Below are 12,075 nucleotides of genomic sequence, written 5' to 3' on the forward strand. Positions count from 1 at the left end.
AGGCTTTTCATGATAAGGTTCGAATAAACCTGCGGAATCCAGAAGCACCCTCTTCATTCCATTTAAACACACCGGCATCCTCTAAACACTTTAAAAATTTCTTTCCTACTTCTTCTCTTACCAGTGACTCCACATTCGATTCATCCGCAACAGCTTGATAGCGGTCTCTTAATTCTACTGCCCAGTTCAAATGATAGTCTGCAACCATTGCTTCTTCCCCAAGAATGAATTTCTCCACTTCTTTGAGCTCATCCTTTAAGCGGGCTGGAAGCACAGCCAATCCCATTACTTCAATCAAACCGATGTTTTCCTTCTTAATATGATGAACATCACTGTGCGGATGGAAGATGCCCAGCGGATGCTCTTCACTCGTCCGGTTGTTTCGTAAAACCAAATCGAGTTCAAACACGTCACCCTTTTTGCGGGCAATCGGTGTAATGGTATTATGCGGAGTCTCTCCCGTCCATGCTAAAACTCTAACTGCCTCATCGTTGTAATTTTTCCAGTTGGCTAAAATATGGTCCGCGGCCTCAACGAGTTCGGCCCTATCTTCTGACCGCAGACGAATCACAGACATTGGCCATTTCACAACTGCACCTTCTACTTTCGGAAAACCAGCCATTTTAAATGTCCAATCAGATTCTGCCTTCGCCATCGTAAATTCATAATTACCGCCTTGGTAATGTTCATGCGATAAAATCGAACCACCCACGATCGGAATGTCCGCGTTTGAACCAAGAAAATAATGTGGGAACTGCTCGACAAAGGATAATAATCGTTGAAACGTCGTCCGGCTAATTTTCATATCGGTATGCTTTTCCGATAAAACAATACAATGTTCATTGTAGTAAACATAGGGAGAATATTGGAGATACCAATTTTCATCTAACAAATTCATCCGGATCATGCGGTGATTGGAGCGAGCCGGATGGCCGATTCGCCCTGCATAGCCCTCATTTTCCTTACAAAGCAGACATTTCGGATATTCATTTTTCACGGCTGCCCGTTCGGCCGCAATACTTCTTGGGTCCTTCTCCGGTTTCGATAAATTAATCGTAATGTCCAATTCACCGTATTCCGTTTCAGCCTTGTATTCAATATTTTTTCGAATCCGGTTCATTTGAATGTAGTTGCTGTTTTTACTCAAATCATAAAAATACTGCGTTGCTTCCTGTGGATCCTGTTGATATTTTTCATAAAAAAGCTGATTCACAGTGGATGGCCTTGCCATAAAGCAGTTCATGATTTTACTTGAAAAAATTTCTTTTTCATCAAAGAGATCTTCAATAATACCGTGTTCGCAGGCATAATCAACGATTTCATCAAGCACGTCCGGAATGGATAGATTCTTTCCCGATTTGGTTTCCTTAAAGTCTGCTAATTTCAGCAGTGAAAGAACTTGGTTGCGTGCAAAAACTTCATCTTCCTGTTCAATCAGCTGTGCTTCGAGCGTTTTTTCCACTAGTTGTTGGACCAATTGATAAATCATTTCCTCACCTCTGATATCCGTTCGGATTCTGCTTATGCCAGTTCCAGGCATCGTTAATAATTTGATCGATGGATATTCTTGTTGGATTCCAGCCTAACACTTGTTTTGCTTTTTCCGAAGAAGCAATTAATGTACTTGGATCACCGGATCGCCGTTCACCCATTTTTACTGGAATATCAATTCCTGTTACCGCTTTAGCGGTCTCGACAATTTCTTTAACAGAGAAGCCTTGACTAGAACCGAGATTGAAAATACTGCTTTCTCCACCTTGCTGTAAAAATTTCAGCGCTAAAATATGGGCAGCAATTAAATCCTCGACATGGATATAGTCACGGACACACGTACCGTCTTCTGTTTCGTAGTCATCCCCAAAGATGGTAACTGCCGGTCTTTTTCCCAATGCTGCTTCTAGGACAACAGGAATAAGATGTGTTTCAGGGTTGTGATCTTCGCCAATTTGCCCGTCTCCTCTGGACCCGGCAACATTAAAATATCTTAAGGATACGTATTTGATGCCAAATGCCTGCTCGCACCAGGAGATCATTTTTTCCATTGCCAATTTGGTTTCCCCATAGGTGTTGGTCGGCATGGTCTGGGCTGTTTCTGTAATCGGCACTTCCTTCGGCTCCCCGTACACGGCAGCCGTGGACGAAAAGACAATGTGCTTAACGCCAAATTCCTTCATCATTTCGAGGACTATCTGGGTGCCATATACATTGTTATCAAAGTATTTTAACGGCTCGACCATCGATTCGCCAACAAGGGAGTTGGCGGCAAAATGCAAGATGGCTTCAACCTTTTCTTTTTCAAATACAGATCGCATAAAATCTCGGCTGCGAATATCTCCTTGATAAAAACGAGCCTCCGGATGGACGGCACCCAGGTGACCTGTTTGCAGATTGTCAATGACTACTACCGGATAACCTTGATCGATTAACTGGTAAACAGCATGCGAACCGACATAACCGGCCCCGCCTAAAACTAGGATACTCATTATAGTGCCTCCTTCATTTCAATTTCCTTTGCTCCGTCCCCAATGCTGGCAACATAAAAATCGGCTTCGTAGCCAATCTTGTCAAGATAGGATGCGCCAACGTTTGCAATAAAACTCTCAACCTCTTCATTGGCAACAATGGCAATGGCACAGCCGCCAAAGCCTGCTCCTGTCATCCGCGCTCCAAGAACTCCTGGATGATTCCAAGCCGCTTCCACTAACGTGTCGAGTTCAACGCCCGTTACTTCATAGTCGTCTCGCAAGGAAATATGCGATTGGTTCATCAATTGGCCAAAGGCCTCCACATTCCCGGCTTTTAGTTCCTTCAAAGCCTTCAGGGTTCTAACATTTTCATAGACTGCATGTTTCGCCCGCTTACGGACGGTTTCATTGGTAATCAAGGTTTGATTTGTATCAAACTCCTCTTCCGATAGCTGACCAAGCGCTTCAATCGGGAGCTTTTGCTGAAGCAAAGCTAATGCCTCTTCACACTCGGCTCGACGCTCATTGTATTTAGAATCTGCTAGTTCGCGGCGCTTGTTTGTATTCATGATTAAGATTTTGTGATTTTCAAGTTGAATCGGTGCGTATTCATATTTCAAAGTTTGGCAGTCTAATAGAATACCCGCATCATTCACGCCCATCCCAATAGCAAACTGGTCCATGATCCCGCTGTTAACACCAATAAATTCGTTTTCTACTTTCTTACCAAGCTTGATGAGATCAAGCCGGGGTATCTCTAAGTTGAAAAGACCGTTCACAAGAACTCCTGTTAACAGCTCAATCGATGCTGAAGAAGATAGTCCCGCTCCATTCGGAATATTTCCTTGGATTACACACTCAAATCCGGTTGGAATCTCGTATCCCGCTTCTTTCACGTAGCGGATCATGCCTTTTGGATAGTTGGCCCAATTATGATTATTATCGTATTCAAGTTCATTTAGGTTAAATTCGATGATTCCTTTTTCGGCGAAGTTCATGGAATATAAACGTACAAGCTGATCCTCGCGCTTCCTTACAACCGCATAAGTTCCGTAAGTAATCGCACATGGGAATACATGGCCGCCATTGTAATCGGTATGTTCGCCTATTAAGTTAATCCGGCCAGGGGCAAAAAAGGATCTTTCAGGTAAAGTATAGAATACGTTTTCAAATGTTGTGTTTAGCATCGTCAAGTTCATGGGTATAGTCCCCTCCAGGCAAATTATCTTTAATTCCATTTTAATTCCGTCAGTAAAATTACGCAATTATTTTTACTAAAATTTTTACTAAAAAATTAACCAATTTATTTTCTAATCTTTGAATATAAAAAAACAGCCCCAAATGGAGCTGCTTCCTATCTCATATTTTTGTAAAAATAATTCCAAGAATAGCAGAAAATATGCCTACGAGCTGATATCGTTTTAATTTTTCTTTAAAAAACCAGCAGCCTGCAAGGATCACAACGAGACAGTTCAAGCTGACAATTGGAAAGATGATACTTGCGGTCCCAATCTGCAGCGCGTAAAAATAACAACTGTAGCCTATTACACTGACCAATCCAACAAATGAACCGATATTGGCTTCGGATCTCTGCCAGGTTTCCTTTTCCCGAATACTTGTTATTCCTAAATACACGCTTCCTACACCGTACATACAAATGATTGTATTGAACGAGCTGATGTGCATATAGGACGTTGTTTTCATTAATATGCCCAGGATACCGAAGGACAGGATAGCCAAAAGTACTCGGAATAGCCATGGACCGTACTCTGTGCCCCGGCTCTGCCCCGGCGAATATTGAATGGCCATTGCCGATCCTAAGATAACCGCAATCCCTATCCAGTGGAGAAGGGTGATATTTTCATGAAAAATAATCGCTGCCCCGAAGATCGGAAGGATGGCATTTGCGCCGATCAGCGGTGAAGTTAGACTGGCTGGCCCTTTTTCAAAGGCCTTTGACATTTGAATATTGCCATTAGCATTTAAGATTCCAATCAACCCGCCAAGGATGATGGCATAAAGATTAAATTGGAATTTCCCTGTAGAAATCCCATACCCGAGCGTAAGCAAAAAAGCCGTAAAATAAAAGAAAAACTGAATATGCACCTTTGACAAGCCGCGGCTTGTACTCCATTTAAATAGAGTATTGTTCGTTCCGAAGCTTAAGGTTGTTATCAATGCTGCAGCAATCCACATGCTGAAACCTTCTTCCCTATCAAGTTACATACTCATTTTAATTCCTGAAGTAAAGTATTCGCAATAATTTTTTTAAGTTGCGAAAAAAGAAGATTTTGCAAAAATAAGAGGCTGAATCCAAAATTGGATTAGCCTCCATTCTATTAATCTATCCGGCCCTCTGTACTCGTTAAATAAAAAACATGTGATTGAAAGTCTCCACCACGCTCGGCACTTTGGCTGTTTGCACCATTGAACTCGACTGGAAGCTGAAGCCCTGCGTGCATCAGTTCATCCCCATAATACCACTGACCACTCTCAGCCACTTGATAGACTTTCGCTTCGTCCAGCCCATAAAGCTTTAATGTTTGCTGCTTCGGAGAATTTGGGGTTGCCAAAACTTTATAGTAACCAATTAAAGCTTCCGATTGATCTTGGCAGACGACCATCCATGCTGTTTCATTTCCGTTAAAAGGACTCAGCAGGCGATAAAATTGGCCATCGCGCATTAACCCTCGGTGCTTTTTATAAAAAGCGACCTGCTCTTTAATTTCCAGACGTTCTTCTTCAGTTAAATGAAGAGGATCTAACTCATAGCCAAAGGTTCCAAAGTAAGCGGTATTCGCTCTCGTCGATAATGGCGTGGTCCTTAATGTTTGGTGATTCGGAACGGCTGAAACATGAGAACCCATGCTATACAACGGGTAAGCAAATGACGTTCCGTATTGAATCTTGAGCCTTTCGATGGCATCCGTATCATCACTTGTCCAGGCCTGTGGTGCATAATACATCATTCCCGGATCAAACCGTCCGCCCCCGCCCGCACACGATTCAAACAACACATGAGGAAACTCACTTGTTAACCGGTCGTATAGATGATATACGCCTAAAATATAGCGGTGGAAAAATTCCCCTTGCTGATTTGGTGCTAATTTTTGTGAGAAGGGTTCCGTAATATTTCGATTCATATCCCATTTAATGTAAGAAAGACCTGCCCGTTTAATGAAATCGGACATCTTTTCATAAAGATAATCAACAATTTCCTGCCTTGAAAAATCAAGCACCAGCTGGTTGCGGCCAAGCGTACGCTGTTCCGGCATCCCGACCGCCCAATCCGGATGTTCTCTGAATAAATCACTGTTTGGACTGATCATCTCAGGTTCAAACCACAGACCAAACTTCATGCCGAGCGCAGAAATTTTTTGAGCCAGGCTCTCTAACCCATTGGGAAGGTTATTTAAATCTACATGCCAGTCTCCGAGTGAGGATGTATCATCATTTCGTTTTCCAAACCAGCCATCGTCGAGCACAAACAATTCGATTCCTAATTCACTAGCGGATTCTGCAATGTTCACCAGCTTTTCCTCATTGAAATCAAAGTAGGTGGCTTCCCAGTTATTAATTAATATTGGCCGTTCTTTCTTCCGCCATTGAGCGGGGATTAAATTTTTTCGATAAAGAGCATGAAATGCCTGGCTCATTCCATTTAGCCCTTGATCTGAATACACAATCACTGCTTCAGGTGTTTGAAAGGACTCCTGCGGCTTTAATGACCACTTGAAGCCAAATGGATGAATCCCAACGGTCAACCTGGCCGTGTCATAATGGTCCACTTCTACTTGCATAAGAAAATTACTGCTATATACAAAATTAAATCCGTATACCTCGCCTGCATGCTCCGTCGCAGATGGTCTTTTTAATGCTAAAAATGGATTATGATGGTGGGAGCTTGCCCCGCGCAGACTAGAAATAGACTGAATTCCTGTTTCTAGTTTTCTTTCCTTTACATGCCGTTCCCTTGACCATGTCCCGGCTAAATGGACAAACTCAAAATCCTTATCAGGCAAATCGAGTGAGGCGCTCATTAATCTTTCAATGGCCAATTCTTCTTGACCATTGTTTTTTAACAAGGCGCTTCTTGAAATGACTGGTTTATCGCGGAAAATCGTATAATTTAAAACTAATTCGGCTTCTAAAACCTCATCCTTTAAGATGATTTGGATGGTGCTGGCTTCGCTATTGTCTTCTGCATAGGTTGCCGGCAGACCCTCGAGATGAGGCTTACCTTCCAGCAAACGAAACGATTCATATTTAAAATCGGGAACATGGTTTACGTTCGCTTTGGTTAGAGTGATGGCGGGTTCCCGGAAATCTGAATTTCCGTATGCCGGGTATTCCTGCCTCAGTGTCTCGAGACAAAAAGCTGGATCGTCTGCATAAACATGACAGCTGGCGGGTGTTGGCACATCATACTGCTGCAAATGAGAGAAATCGTTTCGATGCCGTATTGCCCTGCCATAATAAAGATGACCTAGCTGTCCATTCTTCATCACGTGGAAAATGTAGCTTATCTGACCGTTTGTTAAATGAAATTGCTGTTTTTCTAAATTCGTATGTATCTGCATAAAACATCACCTTTTTCAAATTGATGTCGATTTGAAAATAGGGGGCTCATGATACCCCCTATTTTAATATTCAAATTGGCTGAATCATAAACTCAAATTCCATATCCTGTTCTGCCTGAATGAGATGTTCGCTGTGAACTGGCGCCCCCCAGCTGTCGTCCCCGCCAACACCCATCTGCCTGCCTGCCACCGTCACCACGGTATAATGAACATTCGGCAGCTCGAAAACATGCTGAGCATTCTCAAGCTCAAATGCTGTATAAGGTGAGAAATTGCATTCAAGCGGTTCTGTCACTGAAGAAATTCGGATTCCTTTTCCCTCTTTGTCTGTCACGCTCACACGGCGTACTCCGGTTCGGTTGCCCGATTCCTGCGGCAACACATAGCCTGAAAGATTATCTGCTACATGATTTTTATAAATACCTAATCTTGCTCCCCTGTTTCGGTCAGAGTAATTCTCTTCTGGCCCCATCGTATACCATTCAAGCTGGTCATAATTAGCTGGAACCTTAAAGGACACTGCAAAAATGGGCAGCTGCGGCAATTTCTCAGCACCTTTATACTTAGAACGAACCTTGACGCTTCCATCTGGATAAACAGTGTAAACAGTAATTACTTCAATATCATCATTAATTGAGAATTTATAAGTAAACCCAACGCTTACATGACCGCCCTTTTCTTCCAATTCGATCTTTACACACTTTCGAGCCAGGCTCGCAGCGTACCAAAGCCCTGAATGGTAGCTCTGAGAAAAGCCTCGATCATTATCCGTTGTCGCTCTCCAGAATAATGGTGCCGGTGGAAGAGCAATCATTTCTCTGCCAGCATAGTTCAGTGAAATTAAACTTCCAACTTGCTTCGAAAACATCACCGTAAAATCTCGGCCGTGAACACCAATATTGACGTCACCATTGACTGCCCTCAACTCTCCCTTAACAGGAACAGTTTCCCTTGAACCCGCCTGATATACAAACTGTCCAAAGGCAATCTCATACCCTGCATCTGCCCAAAGTGTGTTTTCCTGAAGCTTTAATGATGCTTGAACAGAATACTCACCCGAAAGGGTATCAATGTTATCAGGTAAATTGAATTCATAGTACCCCTGACTTTGAGGTTCTACAGCCGCTTCAAGAGTATTTCGGTACAATTCTTGGCCCTCAAAGAAAAGACCATATTCAAGCACAAAGTCTTCTGTATTGGAGAACAGGCTTTCATTTTTGATTGTAACCCCATTCTTATCTGGTACCAGCTTGAAATTTTGATATAAAAATTTTACTTCCTGCATTTTTGGTGAAAGTTTACGATTCGCATACACAATACCATTCGTACAGAAGCCGTAATCAGTCGGACGATCCCCAAAATCACCCCCATATGCAAGGAATTCTCTTCCATAACGGTCATTCTTATAAATTGCCTGATCAATGTAATCCCAAATAAATCCGCCTTGGTACATTGGATACTTTTGTTCTAAGTCCGTATATTTGTACATGCCGCCAAGCGAATTTCCCATCGCATGCATGTACTCACAGCTAATATAAGGCTTTTCTGGGTTTTCCGTTAAATACTTTTCAATGTCCGCAGGTTTTGCATACATACGGCTTTCCATATCACTTGTATCATTGTAAGCGCGATTGTGAAAAACACCCTCATAATGGACAAGGCGGCTTGGGTCTGCCTTCTTGAAATATTTTGAGACATTAAGGATGACTTCCCCGGCATAAGATTCATTGCCACAGGACCAAATCAAAATGGATGGGTGATTCTTATCCCGCTCAACCATCGAGATCGCACGGTCCATGACGATGGGCTCCCATTCGGGCTTATTGCCCGGAATGTTCCAGGATGGCTCAACAGCTCCCATCTTTTGCCATGATCCATGTGTTTCCAAATTCATCTCGTCGATGACATAGACTCCGTACTCATCACATAACTCGTACCAATAACTCTGATTCGGATAATGTGAGGTCCGAACGGCATTCATATTGTGACGCTTCAGGGTTTTAATATCCCACAGCATATCTTCCTTTGTAATCGCCCGGCCGCGGCGTGGATTAAATTCATGACGGTTTACTCCTTTAAACACAATCCGTTTCCCATTTAAGCACATAATCTTATCCACAAGTTCAAACCTTCTAAAGCCGACCTTTTGGGGTACTGCCTCTGCCAAACTTCCAGATTCATTAAAGAGTTGAATATATAATTTGTATAAATATGGACTCTCTGCACTCCATAGCTCTGGATTGTCCAGTTGAAGTGTTACCGTCCATTTTCCATTAAGCTGTTCACCATTTGTGCTTGCCACCCGAACTCCATTGGCATCAACTAATTCCGCAGTGATCTTGGAAGCAGTCCCTTGAATCTTGATATCCGCAGCAAGTGTACCTTTTGTAAAAGTTGCGTCCAACTCTGGACGAACATGTAAATCTGTAACATGTACCTCAGGAACGGTGTAAAGATACACATCACGGAAAATACCTGAAAATCTCCAAAAGTCCTGATCCTCAAGCCAGCTGCCCGTGCTTCTTTGGTAGACCTCTACGGCAAGCTTATTTTCTCCTTCTACAAGATAAGGAGTAAGCTCAAACTCTGAAGGGGTAAATGAGTCCTCACTATAGCCGACAAATTCACCATTCACCCACATATAGAAGGCAGATTCTACTCCTTGAAAGGAAATATAAACCGGCTTATTTAACATATTGGCTGGAATATTAAAAAACTTCACATAGCTGCCGACTGGATTATGATCCGCAGGAATCTCCGGCGGACGGATTTCATTATGCCCATCCCAAGGGTACATCGTATTTACATATTGCGGTTTCCCATACCCTTGTAGCTGAATATGTCCAGGAACGGAGATGTTTCCCCAGCCGGAACAATTAAATTCGAGCTTATAAAAATCGGCCGGACGGTTGTTCGGATTGATATTGTAAATGAATTTCCAATCTCCGTTTAAATCAAAACGACACTTCATTGGGGCTGCATTTTTCGCTTCTTCCATTGTCTCGTAAAAATAGTGATCCGAGTGTGCCGGGAGTCGATTAACAGCGAACACATTTAAATCGGTCAGCCAGTCTAATGATGGAATGGTTTTCTTTATTTTTGAAATCGTTGACATAATCTAGTACACTTCCTAACTATTTTTATTCCACTATTTCACAGAGCCCATCATACCCGCAACAAAATGTTTTTGCATAATGAAGAAAATAAGTGCTGCTGGCAGGGTTGCAATCACAATCGCAGTCATAATCATTCCAAAGTCGGGTGAATAGCTGGAACCAAGATTGGAAATGAGCAGCGGAATCGTCTGATTTTCAGGAGATTGCAAAATAACAAGGGGCCATAGATAGCTATTCCAGCTAGCCATGAATGTAATAATCGCTGCTGCCGCATAGGTCGTTTTCATCGTTGGAACATAAATTCTAAAAAAGACTCCTAATTCGGTTAATCCGTCAATCCTCCCTGCTTCCAATATTTCCTTCGGGAACATTTTAGTACTTTGTCGAAAGAAAAAGATAAGAAAAGCAGTAGTAACCGTTGGTAGGATAACAGCTGTCTTAGTATCAATGCCGATAATCGGAACAGATTGTGATATTGTCCCAAACATCCGGAATAACGGAACCATCAGCGCTGCAAAAGGAATCATCATGGAAAGGAGCAAAAAGTTGAATAAAAAGTCTTTTGTCCTGCTTTTAAAAATTTCAAATCCATATCCAGCTAAGGAGGCAATCAGCATCGCAAGAACCGTTGTAATAATCGAGATTTTAGTTGAGTTGATTAATGCCGGGATAAGATCGACCGTATTCAACAGATTTTGAAGATTCTCGATAAAATGAGTGCCTGGCAGCAATCTTCCTTTCGTTACATCCACTGACTTATTGGTGGAACTAACAATCATCCATAAAAATGGGAATATCGATACAATGGAAGCGATAATAAGGACTGTATAACTAAAGATCCGTTTACTCATTTTTATCACCTGCCACTTTAAACTGAATGATAGAGAAAATGACAATCATGATGACGATGGCATAGGAGACAGTAGCTGCATAGCCAAAGTCAGGTGTATATTTAAATGATAGATTATAAATATATTGAGAAATCGTCATCGTCGCATTTCCCGGTCCACCCTTTGTAATGTTCATGACTTCATCAAACAATTGAAGCGTACCAATTGTTGAGGTAATCGACGTAAACAAGATAATCGGCTTAAGCATCGGAATCGTAATTTTGAAAAACTGCTGAATCGATGAAGCTCCATCGATTTTCGCTGCTTCATAAATTGATTCATCCACGTTTTGCAAAGCAGATAAATAAAAGATCATGTTATAGCCAGTCCATCTCCATGTAATCGCCACAATGATGGCAATTTTTGCCCAGAAGGGATCTGTCAGCCACTGGATCGGCTCAGAAATAAGCGAAAGCTTCATTAACATAATGTTGATAATGCCATCCTGTCCGAACAGATACTTAAAGATAACCGAATACGCGACAAGCGAGGTTACACAGGGAAGGAAAATAGCAGTTCGGAATAATCCCTTATACTTCAGCGTTTTATTATTCAGTAAAACAGAAAGAAATAAAGCAAGAATGATCATGATAGGCACTTGAATGACGAGATAAATAACAGTATTTTTCACTGTCGTTAAGAATGTCGGATCCTTCAATAACCGTGCATAATTATCAAGACCTGTAAAGGTCAGATTCGCGCCAGTACCAGATTGAAAGGATAAGATAAGTGCTTGAACCATTGGATAGAAATAAAATAAGCAAATCATGAGAGATGCAATCGTCACAAAGGACCAGCCGATTGCAGTATTTTTCGCTCGAATTTTTCGGCCTGATTTTGCCGTTTTCAGCGCCTGGTTTTGATTAACTTTAGCTGTAATCACTTCGATCGACTCCTTACCTTGTCAATAAAAGAAACAGCCTCAGAACGAATCGCCTGATCAAACAGTTAGCTCCGTTACCGTTAAACCGTATAGGAGAAGCCGGCGAATTTCCGAGGCTTACTTCTTTATTATTTTTTAGAT

General features: G+C 42.1%; 8 protein-coding genes. All 8 read right to left on the bottom strand.

Annotation, left to right across the window (positions count from 1 at the left end; all coding sequences use genetic code 11):
- Positions 1–7: 7 nt before the first annotated feature.
- The 8 genes from galT to PH210_RS13885 all read right to left on the bottom strand — a co-directional run bounded on the left by galT (position 8) and on the right by PH210_RS13885 (position 11,934).
- On the bottom strand, positions 8–1,489 hold the full coding sequence (gene galT, locus PH210_RS13850; RefSeq protein ID WP_289986223.1) for a UDP-glucose--hexose-1-phosphate uridylyltransferase: 1,482 nt from the start codon (positions 1,487–1,489) through the stop codon (positions 8–10).
- Between the two features lie 4 nt (positions 1,490–1,493).
- Positions 1,494–2,483, bottom strand: a complete 990-nt coding sequence (gene galE, locus PH210_RS13855) for a UDP-glucose 4-epimerase GalE (RefSeq protein WP_289986225.1) — start codon at positions 2,481–2,483, stop codon at positions 1,494–1,496.
- Entirely contained in the window at positions 2,483–3,664 is a 1,182-nt protein-coding gene (locus tag PH210_RS13860; RefSeq protein WP_289986227.1) for a galactokinase, read from the bottom strand. The genes galE and PH210_RS13860 overlap by 1 nt, the downstream gene beginning before the upstream one ends.
- A gap of 160 nt (positions 3,665–3,824) precedes the next feature.
- On the bottom strand, positions 3,825–4,661 hold the full coding sequence (locus PH210_RS13865) for a DMT family transporter (RefSeq protein ID WP_289986228.1): 837 nt from the start codon (positions 4,659–4,661) through the stop codon (positions 3,825–3,827).
- Positions 4,662–4,804: 143 nt separating this feature from the next.
- A complete protein-coding gene (locus PH210_RS13870; protein WP_289986230.1) occupies positions 4,805–7,045 on the bottom strand; it encodes an alpha-galactosidase in 2,241 nt (746 codons plus the stop codon).
- Positions 7,046–7,115: 70 nt separating this feature from the next.
- Positions 7,116–10,160, bottom strand: a complete 3,045-nt coding sequence (lacZ, locus tag PH210_RS13875; protein ID WP_289986232.1) for a beta-galactosidase, LacZ type — start codon at positions 10,158–10,160, stop codon at positions 7,116–7,118.
- Positions 10,161–10,193: 33 nt separating this feature from the next.
- The gene (locus PH210_RS13880; RefSeq protein WP_289986234.1) at positions 10,194–11,012 is read right to left on the bottom strand and encodes a carbohydrate ABC transporter permease; all 819 of its coding nucleotides are present in this window, start codon (positions 11,010–11,012) and stop codon (positions 10,194–10,196) included.
- Positions 11,005–11,934: a carbohydrate ABC transporter permease gene (locus tag PH210_RS13885; RefSeq protein WP_483312114.1), complete on the bottom strand. Its 930-nt coding sequence runs from the start codon at positions 11,932–11,934 to the stop codon at positions 11,005–11,007. The genes PH210_RS13880 and PH210_RS13885 overlap by 8 nt, the downstream gene beginning before the upstream one ends.
- Positions 11,935–12,075: the final 141 nt, after the last annotated feature.

Source organism: Paenibacillus sp. BSR1-1 (assembly GCF_030403775.1).
Lineage (GTDB): Bacteria > Bacillota > Bacilli > Bacillales > Cytobacillaceae > Neobacillus.

What these genes read in the sequence shown, in the direction of transcription:
- PH210_RS13860 (WP_289986227.1), bottom strand. Translation starts at nt 3,664, where the DNA reads ATGAACTTGACGATGCTAAACACAACATTTGAAAACGTATTCTATACT.
- galE (WP_289986225.1), bottom strand. Translation starts at nt 2,483, where the DNA reads ATGAGTATCCTAGTTTTAGGCGGGGCCGGTTATGTCGGTTCGCATGCT.
- lacZ (WP_289986232.1), bottom strand. Translation starts at nt 10,160, where the DNA reads ATGTCAACGATTTCAAAAATAAAGAAAACCATTCCATCATTAGACTGG.
- PH210_RS13880 (WP_289986234.1), bottom strand. Translation starts at nt 11,012, where the DNA reads ATGAGTAAACGGATCTTTAGTTATACAGTCCTTATTATCGCTTCCATT.
- galT (WP_289986223.1), bottom strand. Translation starts at nt 1,489, where the DNA reads ATGATTTATCAATTGGTCCAACAACTAGTGGAAAAAACGCTCGAAGCA.
- PH210_RS13870 (WP_289986230.1), bottom strand. Translation starts at nt 7,045, where the DNA reads ATGCAGATACATACGAATTTAGAAAAACAGCAATTTCATTTAACAAAC.
- PH210_RS13865 (WP_289986228.1), bottom strand. Translation starts at nt 4,661, where the DNA reads ATGTGGATTGCTGCAGCATTGATAACAACCTTAAGCTTCGGAACGAAC.